The organism is Acinetobacter sp. Q85-2 (genome assembly GCF_013420555.1).
Classification (GTDB): domain Bacteria; phylum Pseudomonadota; class Gammaproteobacteria; order Pseudomonadales; family Moraxellaceae; genus Acinetobacter; species Acinetobacter indicus.
Map to the genome: position 1 here is coordinate 1 of NZ_VOXW01000013.1, position 17135 is coordinate 17135.

The following is a 17135-nucleotide window of genomic DNA, read 5'->3' on the forward strand; positions in this document are numbered from 1 at the left end:
ACAATAGCAAGAGTGAACCACCTGATCCCTTCCCGAACTCAGAAGTGAAACCTCTTAGCGCTGATGGTAGTGTGGGGTTACCCATGTGAGAGTAAGTCATCGCCAGCTCATTAATTCAAAATCCCCCTAGCTTAAACAGCAGGGGGATTTTTTTATGCAGAAAATTTGTGTGCTTAATAAAGCAAAATAAAACTTATGTCTAATGAGAATAATATATAAAACTTTAATTATTAATAGGATTGTAGACTAATGTTCAATTCTTATTTTCTGTAAATTGTGTGAAAGTTGCACCATCTACTCCACTAGCAAAGTGTGGATGAAGAAGGCTCGAAATGAGGGTCTTCATTATGGGTTGCTATGGAAGTTCACTGAAACACAGACTCACAGGAGGTGAGGAATGACACATCAAACTATTAACGTAAATGATGTCATTGATCACGCAAAATTTAAACCATTTCATTTTAATGTAGTGGCATGGTGTCTACTGATCATTTTATTTGATGGTTATGATTTAGCCATTAATGGTGTGGTATTGCCTTTATTAATGGACGAGTGGGGCTTAAGTGCGGTGCAAGCCGGTATGCTGGCCAGTACTGCATTGGCAGGGATGATGTTCGGTGCCATGATTTTCGGCTCGCTGGCCGACAAAATTGGCCGTAAAAAAGTCATCATGATCTGTATTGTGTTATTCAGTGGTCTAACCTTCGCAGGTGGCTTTGCTTCTAATCCGACAGAATTCGGTATTTTGCGCTTCCTGGCCGGTTTAGGGATTGGTGGGGTGATGCCTAACCTGGTGGCTTTAACCTCTGAATACGCGCCAAAGAACATGCGTAGTACGCTGGTGACCACCATGTTTAGTGGTTATGCAGTGGGTGGTGTGATGGCAGCATTATTGGGTGCCTGGTTAACCCCAAGCTTTGGCTGGGAAATCATGTTCTTTATTGCCGGTATTCCACTGTTGCTGTTGCCAATTATCTGGAAATTCCTGCCTGAATCGCTGATGTTTATTGTGAAAGAGAACAAGCAGGAACAGGCGCGTCCAATCATGGCCCGCTTGGCCCCAGAAGTGCAGATTAGCAATGAAACCAAATTTGAACTGCATCAGGTCGATGTGCCGGAAGCAGCCAACGTGGTAAGCCTGTTCAAACGTGGCCGTGCGTTAAACACCTTATTGTTCTGGTTAGCGTTCTTTACCTGCTTGCTGACCATGTACGCCTTAAGCAGCTGGTTGCCTAAACTGATGATGGCGGCAGGCTATTCAATGGACAATAGTCTGATGTTCATGATGGTGATGAACGTGGGTGCCGTGGTTGGTATTGTCGGCGGTGGTATTCTGGCTGACCGTTTCCATCTGAAACCGGTGTTGATGTTCCTGGGGATTATGGGCGCGATTGTGATGAGTCTGATGGGCTTCCAGTCAAACCAGTTCTTGCTGTACATCTTGGTATTCTTGGCGGGTGCGGCGTCAATCGGTTCACAAATGTTGCTGTATAGTTATGTGGCGCAATACTATCCACTGGCAGTACGTTCAACCGGAATTGGCTGGTCATCTGCAATTGGCCGTATGGGTGCGATTGTTGGACCAATCCTGATTGGTGGCTTACTCGGTATGAACCTGCCAGCACACTTCAACTTTATTGCTGTCGGTTTACCGGTATTGATTACCGCAATTGCCGTGGCGCTGATCATGAGTGAAGATGAAGCAGAACAGATTAAAGCAGGCAAAGCGGCGATTGCCAAAGCCTAATTGGTATTAAATGAAAAAAGCCTCCATAGATTGGGGGCTTTTTTTATGGCATTAAGAAAACAAAAAACACAGATAAAAAGAAACCCCATCATCCTGACGGGGTTTCTTCGTATTTCGTGCTTTAGGTATAACTCCTGTCGTACCTCACGATCCTGGTGCGCAAACTAATTATTGTTGTTTTCCGTTTGGGAAACGTCCTGTTTCCTGATGAATTTAGAATACGAAAATTCTGGGTTTGCTCCTAGCCTCAATTGTCTTCATTCGGTGTAAGCCAAAACGGACAAAGTCCGGCAGGTTACGCAAGTGCTCTTGGTCAAAACTGGCTTTGGGCTACAATCAAAATATTGTCTGTTCTGTTTTAGGAAATGTCATGGCAAAACTACAACAATATTTGACCTGGCCTGCGGCATTGCTCATTGCGGGATTAACCACCGGATGTAATGCCCAGACCGAGCCTGCCAATTCAGCGAAAGCCGCCCAAAGCAATGAAACTAGCAAGACCAGCCAGTCTTATCAGCTGGAACGGGTGGCGCGCTTACAGGAACCGTGGGCGATGGCTGAGCTGTCCGATGGCCGCTTGTTAATTACTGAAAAGCGCGGAAGACTCAAACTGTTTAACCCGAGCAATAAACAGCTGCTTGAGGTCAAAGGTGTCCCCAAAGTTGCTTATGGCGGGCAGGGCGGTTTGGGTGATGTCGTGCTGCATCCACAGTTTGCCCAGAATCGCTGGGTCTATTTAAGTTATGTAGAAGCCGGCACAGGCGGTTATGGCGCGGTGGTGGCACGTGCCGAGCTGGATTTAAAAGATGCGGCTCAGCCACAATTGAAAAATGTACAGCAGATCTGGGTCCAAGTGCCGAAAGTTCCGGGGCAGGGGCATTATGCCCACCGGTTGTTGTTTGATCAGGCAGGCTATTTGTGGGTCAGCTCGGGAGAGCGACAAAAGTTTGACCCGGCACAGGACCTGAATTCCAATTTAGGGAAAATCTTACGTTTAAATGCAGATGGCAGCGCTGCGCCAGATAATCCGTTCCGTGCTCAGGGCCAGATTGCGGCACAGGTATGGAGTCTGGGGCATCGGAATCCTTTAGGCATGGTGTTTGACCCGGCGGGGCAGCTATGGGTGATTGAGATGGGACCCAAAGGCGGAGATGAGCTGAACCGGATTGAAAAAGGCGCCAATTATGGCTATCCGATTGTGTCCAATGGCGATCATTATAGCGGTCAGCCAATTCCGGATCATGCGACCCGGCCAGAATTTAAAGCGCCGGAACTGGACTGGACCCCGGTCATTTCACCTTCGAGTTTAATCTTTTACCGTGGCGATCAGTTTCCACAGTGGAAAAATAAGGCCATTGCCGGAGGATTGTCGTCGCAGGCGATTATTGTGATTGACACCCAGGCTCAACCGGTACGTGAAGTACAACGGCTGGACATGAAGCAGCGTATTCGCGGGGTGATTGAAGCGCGTGAAGGTCATTTATGGGTGATTGAAGATGGTAAAGGCGCTAGCTTGCTGAAAATGACAGCCAAATAATGAATTCACAGATAATAAAAAGCCCCGACATCCTGTCGGGGCTTTTTAGATTCAGTTCTCAGATATCACTCCTGTTATATCTGTGCGTGCATCCTGCATGCGGCTTATGATTATTGTTTTATGCAACGAGACCTCCTGTCCCGGTATGGTTTTAATATACGTCAGGCGATCAGAATCAACCAGCCGCAAAACCCGACAAGTACTGTACGCTCAGGCGTACAACAGTGATTTGTTTAAAATAGCGCATCATTCACACTAATCAGAACATAAAGGACTGAAATAAAAGAAGCCCGAACATCCTGTCCGGGCTTCTCTGGATTCATTATTCCGGTATAACTCCTGTCGTACCGATCAGCATCCTGCTGTTGTTGCTTTTATTGTTATTGTTTTGATTTAAGAGACCTCCTGTCTCTGTATGTGGGTACTATAAAATGAAAGCGCTCTGCGCCCTAGTCGCAGTTCACCACAGCTGCTGTAAGAAAATGCTTACAGGGCTGCTGGCATTATGAGCTGACATATTGAATCAGCTTGTCGACTACCTGTTTCAGGGTCTTGTCATCAAATTCATTCGGTTCAAAGCTTTCGCTACGGTTACGGCTAAAAATATCGCGGATTTCCACCACTGCATTGCTGTCAATCAGTCCCAGCTGGGTGCCGACCTGACGGATCTGGTCAATCGAGCGTGATCCATTGGTGGCACCATAGCCGATATAAGCCGCCGGTTTGCCTTGCCACTCTTTGCCCAGATAATCCAGCGCATTTTTCAAGGCCGGGCTATAGCCATGGTTATATTCGGGGCTGATAAAAATAAAGGCATCGCCCTGGGCAATTTTGTCGGCCCATTCCTGTTGACGCGGCTGGTCATAAATACCGCTTAGCGGCGGATTCGGACCGGCAAACAGGGGTAAATTCCATTCTTTTAAATCGACCAGCTCGGTTTGCACGGTACTAAAGTTATAGCTTTTAATGGCCTGCTGTACCCAGTGTGCGACTTTAATAGCGGTACGTCCCTCGCGTACACTGCCGACAATAATCTGAATATTCATGTTTTATCCTGTGTTGTTTTTGCTGTAGGGATCAAATTAACGTGAATTGCGTTAGCCTGAATAGAGTCAGTTTGTATCTGCATCATGAAAATGGCATAAAAAAAGCTCCCGAAGGAGCTTTTCAAAAATGCGAACTTTTATTTCAGTTGAATGCCTTGCTGGCCCGCTGGAGTGACTTTAAAGATTTCCACTTCAAAGGTAATGTCTTTACCGGCCAGTGGATGGTTAAAGTCGACTTCGGTGATGTCATCATTGACCGATTTGACCACGCCATACAGGCTTTGTTTGGCCTTGTCTTCAAACTCGATCATGTGGCCTTCAACCGGACGCTGTTCAAACTTGACTGTGTCAAAGGTTTGGACATTTTCAGGGTTCCATGGACCAAAAGCCTCTTCTGGCGGCAGGCTCACGGTACGACGGTCACCAGCACGCAAGCCAAACAGGGCTTTTTCAAAACCCGGTAACAGGCTGCCATCGCCCATCACCAGACTGACCGGTTCGGCACGGCTACGGGTATTGTCAATTTCCGGACCGCTTTCAATGGCCACAGAAAAATGAAGTTCAACTTTAGAACCCGCTTCAATACGGGTGTCTTCGTTCGGATTGATAAATTCAGTCATGTTGCGCCTGCGCACGTTGAATACGGTGTTTTTCCAGGAAAAACGTATCAATAAGAAGCAAGATGGTGCCTAAGGTAATGGCACTATCTGCAATATTAAAGGCAGGGAAGTGGCTGTTGTTGTAGTAAACATGAATAAAGTCGACCACATAGCCCAGAGCGACCCGATCAATCAGGTTACCAATGGCCCCGCCCAGAATCAGGGCAATGGCCAGCGGTAATACCAGCATGTTCTTTGGCATACGCATCAGCCAGAACACAAAGATCACGGACACCAAACCTGCCAGTGAGGTGAAGAAATAGCGTTGCCAGCCACCCGCATCGGACAAGAAACTAAAGGCGGCGCCATAGTTATGCAGTAATGTCCAATTTAAAAAGGGCAGCACAGGCACCGGATCTGCATAATTCAGATGGGTGACTGCAATCCATTTGGTCCATTGATCCAGAATAATCGCCACAATAGACAGTCCGATCCACCACAAATTGTGTGGATAGAACTGGAATAAGCCCTTTTTCGGTTGTGGATTAGGCATATTTTCTCTCTTCGCCTTGGCCTGTCGGGAGGTTAATAATACAACGACCACATAAACCTGGATGTGCAGGATGTGTATTCACATCTGGCAGGACGTGCCAGCAGCGTACACATTTCTCGCCATCTGCCGCAGACACTTTCACGTTCAGACCGTCAAGATCAGAAGCTTCGCCTTGTGCGGCATCAAACTCATTCACAATCACCTGAGAGGTTATCAGGACAAAACGCAGTTCATCGCCCAGTTTATCCAGCACTGCTTTCAGCTCGGCATTGGCCCACAGCTCCACTTTGGCAGACAGGTTCGAACCGACGGTTTTTGCAGTACGCGCCGCTTCAATAAACTTGTTCACGGCAGATTTTACTGCAATTAAAGTCTGCCATTCGCTTTCAGCCAGCACGTTGGCTTCAGAGGCCACCGGCAGCTCATACCATTCAGCGGTGAATACATATTTTTCTGATTGCTCAGGAATCAGTGGCCACGCTTCTTGGGCAGTGAAGCTTAGGATTGGTGCCATCCAGCGAACAAAGGCTTGTACCAAGTGATACAGCGCAGTTTGCGCAGAATGACGTGCCTGAGAGTCCGCTTTGGTGGTGTACTGACGGTCTTTGATGATGTCGAGATAGAAACCACCTAAGTCATTAATACAGAAGTTGGTCAAGGCGCTGGTGACGATATGGAAGTTCATATCTTCATAGGCTTTCTTGATGGTTTCTTGTACTTCAGACGCACGTTGCAGGATGTATTGATCCAGCGCAATCAGCTGATCCACCGGCAGGGCATCAGTCGATGGTTTGAAGCCATTTAAGTTGGCCAGCAAGAAACGCAGCGTGTTACGGATACGACGGTAACCGTCTGAGGCACGGCTAAAGATTTCTTTACCGGCGGTCATTTCATAACGGTAATCCGCAGAGGCAATCCAGAAACGTAAGCCATCTGCACCCATGTCTTTGATGATGTCTTGCGGGGTAATGATATTGCCGAGCGACTTCGACATTTTGCGGCCTTTTTCATCGACCACGAAACCATGCGTCAACAAGCCTTTGTATGGCGCACGTTCATTGATGGCAATCGAGGTCAGCAGTGAAGACTGGAACCAGCCACGGTGCTGATCCGAACCTTCAAGATACAGATCGGCCGGATCTTGCAGTTCTTCACGTTCACGCAGCACGGCATAGTGGGTTGTACCTGAGTCAAACCAGACGTCTAAGGTGTCACGTACGGCGTTGTAGTGTTCAGCATCATCACCAATGAAGTCTTTGGCTTCACGGTTATACCAGCCATCAATGCCTTCCTGTTCAATCAGTTTAGCCACTTCTTCGATCAGTTCAGGGGTACGTGGATGCAGTTCGTTGGTGTCTTTATGCACGAAGAATGGAATTGGCACGCCCCAGGTACGCTGACGCGAAATACACCAGTCCGGACGACCTTCAATCATTGCCTGAATCCGGTTTTTACCCCAATCTGGGACAAAGCTGATCTCGTTTTCAATTGCATTCAGGGCACCTTGGCGTAAACCTTTGGCATCCATGCTGATAAACCATTGCGGTGTGGCACGGAAGATAATCGGGGTTTTATGACGCCAGCAGTGCGGATAGCTATGCTTGATTGGATGATGTGCCCACAATTTGTTGGCTTCGCCCAGCGCAGCAATAATTTGCGGATTGGCTTTATAAATATGTTCACCGGCAAAAATTGGCGCAGTCGGTAAATACACGCCATTGCCGCCCACCGGGTTGTCGACTTTCAGGTTGTATTGCAGGCCGACTTTATAGTCGTCTACACCGTGGCCCGGTGCAGTATGCACGGCACCTGTACCGCTGGCATCGGTGACGTGTTCACCCAGAATCACCGGCACTTGACGCTCAGTAATTAACGGATGTTGCAGCACCAGATTTTCCAGTTTGCTACCGGCAAACTCGGCCAGCACTTCAAATGAATTGAAGCCATAACGCTGGGTCGCAGATTCTACCAGTGTTTTTGCCAGAATAAAGTTTTGCTCGGCCTGTTCTTCACCGCGCGCCTTGACCAGTTGATATTCAAGTTCGGCATGTAATGCTACCGCCTGGTTGGCTGGCAGGGTCCATGGGGTGGTGGTCCAGATCACGATATCGGTTGAGTCTTTAACATCAACACCTAGACGTGCAGACAAATCAGCTAAGTCAACCACTGTAAAACCGACGTCAATTGCATCGGATTTTTTATCTTCATATTCAACTTCAGCTTCTGCCAGCGCTGAACCACAGTCCAGACACCAGTTCACCGGTTTCAGGCCTGGCTCGATATGACCGGCTTTGGCAATGGCACCCAGAGAACGGACAATACCCGCTTCCTGCTTGAAGTTCATGGTCAGGTATGGGTTGTTCCAGTCGCCAAACACGCCCATACGGATAAAGTCTTTTTTCTGCAGCTCAACCTGGGTGTAGGCATATTCACGGCAGGCTTTACGAAAGGTCGAAGCATCAACTTTGACGCCGACTTTGCCAACTTTTTCTTCAACTTTCAGTTCAATTGGAAGACCGTGACAGTCCCAGCCTGGTACATATGGCGCGTCAAAACCGTCCATGACACGGCTTTTAATGATGATGTCTTTCAGGACCTTATTAACCGCGTGACCAAGGTGGATTTGACCGTTTGCGTACGGAGGGCCGTCATGAAGCACATATTTTTTCTTGCCGATACGCGATGCACGAATCTGCTGATAAATGTCATCGGCATACCACTCTTCTAACCATTTCGCTTCACGTACTGCGAGGTTTGCTTTCATTGCAAAGTCAGTACCTGGGAGGTTCAGTGTGGCTTTATAGTCCACTGCATTTTCAGGAGTTTGCTTATCGCTCATGCAAGTTGTCTTCCAATTTAATCAGCCATTTGACTGACACGTTTTACAGTAAAAATGTGAGTTATTCAAAAGGGAATTTTGGGGTGCTGCGGCGAAACTCAAGCAGTTTCTCCACATCATCATCAATTCCGGCTTTTAAGGCTTCAAGCGAAGGATAGTCCTTTTCGCCATGTAAATAGTTTAAGAACGTCACCCGCATTAACAGGCCATACAGATTAGCAGAAACCTCGGGGAAATGTACTTCTAATCGCCATTCCGGATGGTCCTGTTTGATGGCTGGTCGGGTGCCGACATGACCGGCGCCAAACAGCGCGGTCGGGTCATAGCCGGCAATTCCCGGCTGGTTCGGATTCTCTGCCTGAACTTTGGCTTGTAAGGATTCAGTTTCACAGAGCACTTCCACGCCATAAATCCCGTTCAGGCAGGGTTTATGCCGGTTCAGACGGACATTAATGGTTGGAAAATCAATGGTCCGGCCAATCTGGTCGCCGTATTGTACCCGGCCAGTAATGCTATACGGGCGCCCCAGCAATTTGGCTGCCAGCGCTAAATTGCCGGCCTGCAAGGTCTGACGGATCCGGGTCGAGCTGACCCGTTCACCATCGGCCAGAATAGTGTTTAAGTTGGTGACCTGAAAGCCGTATTGCTGCAAAAACTCGCTATTGCCCTGACGGTTTTTGCCAAAATGGAAGTCATCGCCGAGCACCAGACTGTGGGCATTGAGTTTATATTTGAGTATGTCGGCAAAGGCTTCGGCGCTTAAGCTGCGGAAATAATTATCAAATTTGGCAACTGCAATATAGTCTACGCCCAGCTCGGTTAAATATTCAACTTTTTCTCTTAAGGAGCTGATGCGCGGTGGTGCCTCATAGCCTTTAAAAAATTCCAGCGGCTGTGGCTCGAAAATCATCACCAGGGTTTTCAGCTGCTGGGCTGCTGCCAGCTGTTTTAGCTGGGCAATCATGGCCTGATGTCCCAAATGTACGCCGTCAAAATTACCGATGGTAACGGCAGTTTTTTCCAGTTGAAAATCAGGCGCTAAAGCATTCAGACGGAGGAGCTGCATGGGCAAAGAATGACGTTATACATTAAGAAAGGCTATATATTGCCATATTCTCACACATTCGTCTTGTTGTTCTGTTTTTATGCAAAATTTTTCTTGCTCATTTTTGACTGGTGCCACAGCACTGGCGGGTTTTTATCAGGAGCGAATGAAAATGGAAACGCGTAGCCAGTACTGAAAAGCTGCATAGATATGAAAAAAAGTGGAGTCGTTGGAAGACCTGTCATTTCAGGGATAGCTTTTATTTTTCTGCCTTTTGCTTTCTAATGTGGCTCCCAGCAACTGCGGTAGAGAAGCAATAATGTCGGATCTGGCCTTAATTATGGCATTGCCGAGTGAATCCAAAGGTCTGTTTGAACAGGCTGGCATCGAGGTGCATTATAGTGGTATTGGCAAGATTAATGCTGCCTTTAAAGCCTTTGAGGTAATTCAGAAAACTGGCTGTAAAACCCTGTTAAATTTAGGTACGGCCGGCAGCTCCTATTTTAATGCGCATGAGCTGGTGGAAGTGACCCAGTTTGTACAGCGTGATATGGATGTATCGCCGTTGGGTTTTCAGGTCGGAGTGACACCCATGGATGACGATCATCCGGCGGAAATTCATTTGCCGCAGCATTTTTCCCATTTACCGGCTGGTATTTGTGGCACCGGTGACAGCTTTGAAACTGGTACACCGAAAGTGGCCTGTAATCTGGTGGATATGGAAGGCTATGCGCTGGCCAAGGTCTGCAAAAAACTGGATGTACGGCTGATTTCCGTCAAATATATTACCGATGGCGCCAACGATACGGCACATCTGGACTGGGAAGAAAATCTGTTGCTGGGGGCGAAAAAATTATTGTCGTTATATCAGCAGAGTGGTTTTTAGTTCGGCGACCATAGCAAACTATGGTCGTATGCCAAAATCATGCTCAATCGTCGATTGATTCTGAGGGAGGTGCGGTATTCAGTTCTGGACGCGGCACAATACCATAAAGCATCAGATGCACGGTATGCTGGATAATGCGCTGCTGCATGCTGCGGTTGCGCAGGGTTTTGCCGGTGACCATTTCCATTTGCGTCGCGAAGTCTGCATAGTTCTGGGTCAGGGCCCAAATATTCAGAATCAGCAGTTCAGGGTCAATATCTTTGGAGATTTTGCCTTGTTCCTGCCAGTTGCTGATGACTTTGGCTTTACGCTTGACCAGTTTTTTCAGCGGACCTTTCAGGATTTCCAGAATATGCGGGGCACCCTGAATCACTTCCAGCGCAAACAGGCGTGAAGCTTTTGGCTGGGTGCGAGACACTTCAATCTTTTGCAATAAGTAGTTGGTGATCGCTTCTTCAGGTTCAAGCTCGGCTTCCAGCATTTGCAGTGGCGCCAGCCATTTCTGTAATACAGTGGTCAGCACTTCTACATATAACGCTTCTTTATTTTCATAGTAATAGAAAATATTCGACTTATGCATTTCTGCAATCTGAGCGATTTCATCTAAGCTCGCCCCATTAAAACCGTATAAGGAAAATACGTCGAGTGCTGCGTTCAGCAACTGATGTCGTTTTTGAGTACTCTTTTTTTGTTCCATTAGCAATTAAAAAACAATGAAAAGGGGGAATCACGAATTGTACGTCAAATCATCAGTTTTGTGGATCCTCGTCTATTGCAAATTATGATAAATGCAGCAGAATTTTGTAGATTAACTAATAATTTCCCCAGGATTGTTAAATTTAAGCCCTATAAAGCACACTTTTTGAGTCTGGTAAAAAATATAACTGAAGACTTGATTTCAAAGATTTTTTATTCTTTTATTTTAAATCAAAATATAAGACATAGTTTATAGAAATAATCTTACATCTCTTTGGGCCTATGTCACAAAAGTTTCATAAACCGAGATGAAGTTTTACCGTTATTTAAAACCTACTCAAACCTACTCAATGTGGGTTTGATGTTTAATTCCTACTTCACCATCAAGAACCTAAAGCATTTGCTTTAGGGATTACCTCAATTCCATAGGCTGTCACGGTGTAACTCACCGCCTTAATCACCACTTATGCAGTGATTAAATCTTTATCCGCATATCGCAGGATATTAATTGATGCATTAACATCACGATTTTGGATGGTTTGGCAAACTAAGCACTTCCACTCTCGCGCAGAAAGTGTGAGAGATTGATTTAATTCACCACAGCACGAACACATTTTACTACTTGGGAAGAATCGACCAACCGAAAGTACCGATTTTCCATGCTGTTTGGCTTTATAAATCAACTGCCTTTTAAACTCATAAAAACCCATATCGGATATAGCTCTTGCGAGTTTACGATTCCTCAACATGCCTTTAACATTCAAATCTTCAATTGCAATCACATCAAAACGTGTTACCAAATCCGTTGTGACTTGATGAAGATTATTCTTGCGTAGACAGACAATTTTATAGTGCAGGCGAGATAGCTTGGCTTTTGCTTTTTCTCGATTCTGACTACCTTTTTTCTTACGACTAAAAGACTTGTTGAGTCGTCTTAGTTTTGCAAGCTGTCTTTTAAGTGGTGCGTTAGAAGGAATAACCTCACCATTTGAAAGGGTGGCAAGATTAGAGACACCCAAATCAACACCGATACTTAAACCTGTTTTCGGTTTAAGCTTTTCGATCTGGGTGAGTTCGACAGCGATTGATACAAACCACTTACCACCTTGTTTAAATATTTTGGCCGAGAGAATTTTACCCTTATAGCGCAGATTCTCAGTCATTTTCACCCAACCCAAATTAGGGATTTTAATAGACCGACCCTTGACGCTAAATTGATCATTTGATAATGAAAAACGGTCATCCTTGCCTTTTTTTCTTGGCTTGGGGTATCCTGATTTGCCGTTAAAAAATCTATCAAAAGCACTACCCAACTGCTTAATCGCCAACTGTGGTGCGCACTTAGTCACTTTCTTCATGAAAGGATATTTTTCAAATTTAAAAGTGTTTAGGTGTTTTCTTAATTTACTCTCTTTAGGTCTATTAAGAAGCATTTCATTCACCGCAACATCATAATACTCACACTGATCTCGATATTCCTTATCAGCCTTGTATTGTCGCTGCCACTCTCTTAAAGCCCAATTATACGACAAACGAGCAACACCACTTGCCTGAGCAAAATGGCTTGCTTGTTTATTATTGGGCATCAATTCAATGATATGCCCTCGTATAAATCGACTCATAGTGCTTCTTTGACCGCCTGTATTAACTTTTGGTTCTTTTTACTTCGGCTTCCATATAATCGTGCTGAAAATACAGTGATAATTTCCAGGACATCTTGAGCCAGTTCCTCCTCAAAACTCAAATTTTCACCCTGATTAATAATTACAATTTCAACATTCCGAGCTTCACATAAAGCAAAAACCAATTCAGCACCAAAACGTAATAATCGATCTTTGTGGGTTAAAACCAATCGACCAATTTCATTATTAATAATTCCATCCAAAAGAGCCTTAAGCCCTTTTTTGTGATAATTCATCCCTGAGCCTAAATCACTAATAATCTCAAATGTCCATCCCTGCTTGGCACAGTACATTTCCAAAACTTGTTTTTGTCGCTCAAGATCAGCCTTTTGATCGTGACTAGATACTCTTGCATAAGCAATAGTTTTTCGGCTGTTCTGGATTGATAGATCATGGATAAGTTCAGGTGTGATCTTGCTTAGATCGTAACGTCTGTGATTTTTTGGGGTTCTATCTGCGACTAAAGTGCCTTCCTCATCCCATCTTCTTAGGGTTTGGATGGAAACACCCAGTGTTTTAGCTGCAACGCCAATACTAACATATCTACTCATTTTTATATAATAATATAGAAATAAGTAGATTTCAATTAGCAGTTATTAACCCTTAAATTGAGCCGGAATTTAAGGGTAAAGCGGCGGGGCAAGCTCAGACCAAAATTAATCCTCACGTGGCCAAGACTGCATCTAGCACCTGCTGCTCCAGTTCGGCAAAGGCGATACTTTTTTGTCGTGGACGCGGTAAATTGACCTGAAAGGTTTTGGCAATATGACCACGATCGAGCAGAATAATCCGGTCGGCCAGCTGTACCGCTTCACTGACATCATGGGTGACTAAAATGGCAGTAAAGCCCTGTTCGGTCCAGAGCCGTTCAATCAGCTTCTGCATTTCCAGACGGGTCAGGGCATCCAGTGCGCCCAAGGGTTCATCTAGCAATAAAATCCGCGGTTGATGTGACAGGGCACGTACCAGCGCGGTACGTTGTCGCTGACCGCCAGACAGTTGTGAGGGCCATAGGCCAGCTTTATCTTTCAGACCAACTTTTTCCAGTAATGCACTGGCATGTGCGTACTGGTCTTTGCCCAGACCAAGTTGCACATTCTGCTCGATACTGCGCCACGGTAGCAGACGCGGGTCCTGAAACATCACCCGGATATCATCCGAGGTAATGCCTTCGCGGATATGCCGTGCCGACTTAAATTTGATTTCGCCGTAGCTTGGTTTTTCCAGATCGGCAATTAAACGCAGCAGGGTGCTTTTGCCACAACCACTGCGTCCGACAATGGCCAGAAATTCGCCCGGCTGAATATGCAGGTCTAGGTCTTGCAGCACCTTCACCGAACCATAAAACTTGTGTAACTGCTCAATCAGGATTTCCGCGCCTGCCACCGCCTGCGGCTGAATATCCGGATTGCTGCGCAGTTTCGGGCTGCTGTGCTCGGCATGCAAGCCGGCAATTAAATTACTCATCTTCGCTTACTCCTTATTTCTGGTAACCGGCATGCCAGCGCAGTAAATAGCGTTCCAAAGCCACGGCCAGCACATCGGCCAGTTTACCCAGCAGGGCATACAGCAGGATGCCGACCAGCACGATATCGGTCTGTAAAAACTCACGCGCGTTCATGGTCATATAGCCAATCCCGGACTGGGCGGAGATGGTTTCGGCGACAATCAGCAGCACCCAGACCAGACCTAAAGAAAAGCGCAGACCGACCAGAATTGAAGGCATTGCACCCGGCAAGATAATTTCCTTATACAGCTGCCAGCGGCTCAGGCCGTAGTTTTTGCCCATTTCAATCAGCTGTGGATCGACCGAGCGAATACCATGATAGGTGTTGATGTAAATCGGGAAGAACACGCCAATCGCAACCAGAAATAATTTGGCTGTTTCATCAATCCCGAACCAGAGAATCACCAGCGGAATCAGCGCCAAAGCCGGAATATTGCGGATCATCTGCAAGGTGGTGTCCAGCAGGGTCGAGGCGGTTTTGGAGGAGCCGTTTAACAGACCCAGCAGCAGGCCCAAACCACCGCCAATCAACAAGCCGAGGAGGGCACGTCCGGCACTGACCTGAACGTGCTGCCACAGCTCACCACTGACCAGTAAGCCCCAGAAGGCACTAACCACTGCCGTCGGTGCCGGTAAAATCCGGCTTTCTAGCAGGCCAGTACTTGAGGCCAGTTGCCAGAAAGCAATCAGTAGCAATGGCACCAGCCAGGGCAGTACCCACTGCCCAAATGATGTTCCACGTGAAACTTTGGCCTCTGCCCGCTGCTCCAGGGAAATGGATTTACTCATCAGGCCGGCTCCTTCAGCTGTTTGCTCGGCTGGGTATCTGCGGCGACATAGTTATTTGCAACAATTTCCCCAAACGGTCCGGTCAAATTCGGTTGAGCCAGTTTCTTGCGGGTTTCCAGCGGCAACAGCGGAAACACCAGTTCGGCAAAACGAATGGATTCTTCCAGATGCGGATAGCCGGAGAAAATAAAGGTGCTAATACCCAGGTCGGCATATTCCTGAATACGGGCCGCCACTGTTTCAGGGTCCCCGACCAGCGCCGTACCGGCTCCGCCACGTACCAGGCCTACACCTGCCCACAGATTTGGGGACACTTCCAGTTTGCTGCGGTCGCCATTGTGCAGTTCAGCCATACGACGCTGGCCAACGGAATCCATCGCTTTAAACTTGGCCTGTGCTGCGGCAATGGTGGCATCATCGACATACTGAATCAGTTCGTTGGCCGCTTGCCAGGCTTGCTCATTGGTTTCACGCACAATCACATGCAGACGGATGCCATAGTTCAGGCTACGGCCTTTGGCTGCGGCTTTGGCACGTACCGTTTCAATTTTTTCTTTTACTGCTGCCGGCGGTTCACCCCAGGTTAAATAGGTGTCGACCTGATCGGTGGCCAGCTCAATGGCTGCATCGGAAGAGCCACCAAACCAGAGCGGCGGATATGGTTGCTGGACCGGTGGATAGAGCAGCTTGGCTTCATCGACCTGTAAGCGTTCGCCGTGGAAGCTGAACGATTCGCCCGTATGCGAGCGGGTTAAAATTTCACGCCAGATGGTGGTGTATTCCGCAGCCGTCTGATAAGGCGTGGCATGATCTTCATAGACACCATCGCCTTTTAGTTCCTGTTCATCACCGCCCGTGACCAGATTCAGTAACACCCGGCCGCCAGATAAACGGTCAAACGTCGCCGCCATACGCGCTGCTAAGGCTGGTGTGGTCACGCCTGGACGCAAGGCCACCAGAAATTTCAGGTTCTGGGTCGCATCAATTAAACTGGCTGTAGTAATCCACGGATCTTCACAAGAACGGCCGGTTGGAATCAGTACACCTTCATAACCTAAATTGTCCACTGCCACCGCAATCTGTTTCATATAGGCATGATCGACCTGACGGCCACCTTTGCTGGTACCTAAATAGCGGCTGTCACCATGGGTGGGAATAAACCAGAAAATTTTCATATTATCGTCCTTTATTTCAATGGGATTATTCGGTCATCAATCTGTAGTTGGAGCCGTCCAGACAATGGGCTGGACCTCAATCGGTTTTGGAATCAGCTTGAGCTGATAGAACTGGTCGGCAATCTTCTGCTGGGCCTGAATGACTGTCGGGTTTAAGCGTTGAATTGGAGACGGTTTCAGGCGGCGGTCAAAGGCATTTTTGGCAACCGCCGGGTCCAGGCCGGTATTCTTCTGATAAATTTCTAGGGCCTGAGACTGGTGTTTAACAATCCACTGATCCGCGGCATTCAGGGCCGCCAGAAAGCCGGTGGTGGCTTGTGGATGTGCGGCAATAAATTTGGGATTGGCCACATAAAACGAATAGGTCTGGTCAAACTCACCGGTCTTGATCAGCGGGCGGGCCTGTCCATGCAGTTCAGCCGCAGACAGGAACGGGTCCCAGATGGCCCAGGCATCAATCGACTGCTTGTCAAAGGCAGCACGTGCATCGGCCGGTGGCAGCCAGATTGGCTGAATATCCGACCAGTTCAAGTTGGCCTTGGCCAGCACTTTGGCCAGAAATTCGTGGGCATTGGAGCCTTTTTGTAGGGCAATACGTTTGCCTTTTAAATCCTGCAGGGTCTGTATGGCACTTTGCTGCGGCACCACTAAGGCCAGTGAATGGTCAGCATAGACTTCATAGCCGACATAGTTCAGCTCCTTGCCAGCCGCCTGGGCAAAAATGGGCGGGGTATTCCCCACTGAACCATAATCGACTGCGCCAACGGCTAGGGCTTCCAGCATTTGGGGGCCGGCCGGAAATTCTTTCCATTCAATTTTGGCTTGTGGGAACTGCTGTTCCAGCAGTTTTTCATCACGTGCCACCAGTAAATTTAAGGAAGATTTCTGGTAGCCAATAGAAATGGTTTTCACCGCCTGTTCAGTTGAGTTGTTGTCCGTTACCGCCTTGTGGGCTTCCGGTTTCTGGCAGCCGCTGAGACCCAGTCCCAGCGTGGAAATGCCCAGCAGCGCCCAGGTTGTTAATTTACGCATCT

Annotated in this window: 15 protein-coding genes and 1 rRNA gene; 4 read left to right on the forward strand and 12 right to left on the reverse strand. The window is 47.4% G+C overall.

The features are described 5' to 3' along the window. From rrf to FTT68_RS08740, 3 genes are all read left to right on the forward strand, one after another. A 5S ribosomal RNA gene (gene rrf / locus FTT68_RS08730) occupies positions 1-108 on the forward strand; the annotation flags it as partial. 289 nt (positions 109-397) lie between these two features. Next, positions 398-1747, forward strand: coding sequence for an aromatic acid/H+ symport family MFS transporter (locus tag FTT68_RS08735; protein ID WP_016658670.1), 1350 nt, complete (start codon positions 398-400; stop codon positions 1745-1747). Between the two features lie 370 nt (positions 1748-2117). Beyond that, positions 2118-3284 (forward strand): PQQ-dependent sugar dehydrogenase, encoded by a 1167-nt coding sequence (locus tag FTT68_RS08740; protein WP_180083937.1) that lies wholly within the window; start codon positions 2118-2120, stop codon positions 3282-3284. 503 nt (positions 3285-3787) lie between these two features. Here the strand turns inward: FTT68_RS08740 and FTT68_RS08745 are convergent. The 5 genes from FTT68_RS08745 to ribF form a co-directional block, all read right to left on the reverse strand. Further along, entirely contained in the window at positions 3788-4330 is a 543-nt protein-coding gene (locus tag FTT68_RS08745) for an NADPH-dependent FMN reductase (protein WP_005181039.1), read from the reverse strand. Positions 4331-4467: 137 nt separating this feature from the next. Next, a complete protein-coding gene (locus FTT68_RS08750) occupies positions 4468-4950 on the reverse strand; it encodes a peptidylprolyl isomerase (protein WP_005181033.1) in 483 nt (160 codons plus the stop codon). Beyond that, positions 4943-5482 (reverse strand): signal peptidase II, encoded by a 540-nt coding sequence (gene lspA / locus FTT68_RS08755; protein WP_005181030.1) that lies wholly within the window; start codon positions 5480-5482, stop codon positions 4943-4945. The genes FTT68_RS08750 and lspA overlap by 8 nt, the downstream gene beginning before the upstream one ends. After that, positions 5475-8321 carry an isoleucine--tRNA ligase gene (gene ileS, locus FTT68_RS08760; protein ID WP_180175292.1) on the reverse strand — a complete coding sequence of 949 codons (2847 nt, stop codon included), beginning with the start codon at positions 8319-8321 and terminating at the stop codon, positions 5475-5477. Before ileS ends, lspA begins: the two co-directional genes overlap by 8 nt. A gap of 61 nt (positions 8322-8382) precedes the next feature. Beyond that, positions 8383-9387 carry a riboflavin biosynthesis protein RibF gene (gene ribF, locus FTT68_RS08765; protein WP_016658673.1) on the reverse strand — a complete coding sequence of 335 codons (1005 nt, stop codon included), beginning with the start codon at positions 9385-9387 and terminating at the stop codon, positions 8383-8385. A gap of 298 nt (positions 9388-9685) precedes the next feature. Here ribF and FTT68_RS08770 point away from each other — a divergent pair, with 298 nt between their 5' ends. Further along, positions 9686-10252, forward strand: coding sequence for a hypothetical protein (locus FTT68_RS08770; RefSeq protein ID WP_005181021.1), 567 nt, complete (start codon positions 9686-9688; stop codon positions 10250-10252). A gap of 43 nt (positions 10253-10295) precedes the next feature. Here the strand turns inward: FTT68_RS08770 and FTT68_RS08775 are convergent, their stop codons facing one another. From FTT68_RS08775 to FTT68_RS08805, 7 genes are all read right to left on the reverse strand, one after another. Beyond that, positions 10296-10949, reverse strand: coding sequence for a TetR family transcriptional regulator C-terminal domain-containing protein (locus FTT68_RS08775; RefSeq protein ID WP_005181018.1), 654 nt, complete (start codon positions 10947-10949; stop codon positions 10296-10298). Positions 10950-11412: 463 nt separating this feature from the next. After that, on the reverse strand, positions 11413-12570 hold the full coding sequence (locus FTT68_RS08780; RefSeq protein WP_016659040.1) for an RNA-guided endonuclease TnpB family protein: 1158 nt from the start codon (positions 12568-12570) through the stop codon (positions 11413-11415). Then, positions 12567-13181 carry an IS607 family transposase gene (locus FTT68_RS08785; RefSeq protein WP_075167936.1) on the reverse strand — a complete coding sequence of 205 codons (615 nt, stop codon included), beginning with the start codon at positions 13179-13181 and terminating at the stop codon, positions 12567-12569. Before FTT68_RS08785 ends, FTT68_RS08780 begins: the two co-directional genes overlap by 4 nt. Positions 13182-13293: 112 nt before the next feature. Beyond that, positions 13294-14097: an ABC transporter ATP-binding protein gene (locus tag FTT68_RS08790; protein WP_016658676.1), complete on the reverse strand. Its 804-nt coding sequence runs from the start codon at positions 14095-14097 to the stop codon at positions 13294-13296. A 13-nt stretch (positions 14098-14110) separates the two neighbouring features. Beyond that, positions 14111-14926: an aliphatic sulfonate ABC transporter permease SsuC gene (ssuC, locus tag FTT68_RS08795; RefSeq protein ID WP_075167937.1), complete on the reverse strand. Its 816-nt coding sequence runs from the start codon at positions 14924-14926 to the stop codon at positions 14111-14113. After that, the gene (ssuD, locus tag FTT68_RS08800) at positions 14926-16101 is read right to left on the reverse strand and encodes an FMNH2-dependent alkanesulfonate monooxygenase (protein WP_180175293.1); all 1176 of its coding nucleotides are present in this window, start codon (positions 16099-16101) and stop codon (positions 14926-14928) included. The genes ssuC and ssuD overlap by 1 nt, the downstream gene beginning before the upstream one ends. A 36-nt stretch (positions 16102-16137) precedes the next feature. Then, a complete protein-coding gene (locus FTT68_RS08805; RefSeq protein ID WP_104511493.1) occupies positions 16138-17133 on the reverse strand; it encodes an aliphatic sulfonate ABC transporter substrate-binding protein in 996 nt (331 codons plus the stop codon). Positions 17134-17135: the final 2 nt, after the last annotated feature.

What these genes read in the sequence shown, in the direction of transcription:
- FTT68_RS08735 (WP_016658670.1), top strand. Translation starts at nt 398, where the DNA reads ATGACACATCAAACTATTAACGTAAATGATGTCATTGATCACGCAAAA.
- FTT68_RS08740 (WP_180083937.1), top strand. Translation starts at nt 2,118, where the DNA reads ATGGCAAAACTACAACAATATTTGACCTGGCCTGCGGCATTGCTCATT.
- FTT68_RS08745 (WP_005181039.1), bottom strand. Translation starts at nt 4,330, where the DNA reads ATGAATATTCAGATTATTGTCGGCAGTGTACGCGAGGGACGTACCGCT.
- FTT68_RS08750 (WP_005181033.1), bottom strand. Translation starts at nt 4,950, where the DNA reads ATGACTGAATTTATCAATCCGAACGAAGACACCCGTATTGAAGCGGGT.
- lspA (WP_005181030.1), bottom strand. Translation starts at nt 5,482, where the DNA reads ATGCCTAATCCACAACCGAAAAAGGGCTTATTCCAGTTCTATCCACAC.
- ileS (WP_180175292.1), bottom strand. Translation starts at nt 8,321, where the DNA reads ATGAGCGATAAGCAAACTCCTGAAAATGCAGTGGACTATAAAGCCACA.
- ribF (WP_016658673.1), bottom strand. Translation starts at nt 9,387, where the DNA reads ATGCAGCTCCTCCGTCTGAATGCTTTAGCGCCTGATTTTCAACTGGAA.
- FTT68_RS08770 (WP_005181021.1), top strand. Translation starts at nt 9,686, where the DNA reads ATGTCGGATCTGGCCTTAATTATGGCATTGCCGAGTGAATCCAAAGGT.
- FTT68_RS08775 (WP_005181018.1), bottom strand. Translation starts at nt 10,949, where the DNA reads ATGGAACAAAAAAAGAGTACTCAAAAACGACATCAGTTGCTGAACGCA.
- FTT68_RS08780 (WP_016659040.1), bottom strand. Translation starts at nt 12,570, where the DNA reads ATGAGTCGATTTATACGAGGGCATATCATTGAATTGATGCCCAATAAT.
- FTT68_RS08785 (WP_075167936.1), bottom strand. Translation starts at nt 13,181, where the DNA reads ATGAGTAGATATGTTAGTATTGGCGTTGCAGCTAAAACACTGGGTGTT.
- FTT68_RS08790 (WP_016658676.1), bottom strand. Translation starts at nt 14,097, where the DNA reads ATGAGTAATTTAATTGCCGGCTTGCATGCCGAGCACAGCAGCCCGAAA.
- ssuC (WP_075167937.1), bottom strand. Translation starts at nt 14,926, where the DNA reads ATGAGTAAATCCATTTCCCTGGAGCAGCGGGCAGAGGCCAAAGTTTCA.
- ssuD (WP_180175293.1), bottom strand. Translation starts at nt 16,101, where the DNA reads ATGAAAATTTTCTGGTTTATTCCCACCCATGGTGACAGCCGCTATTTA.
- FTT68_RS08805 (WP_104511493.1), bottom strand. Translation starts at nt 17,133, where the DNA reads ATGCGTAAATTAACAACCTGGGCGCTGCTGGGCATTTCCACGCTGGGA.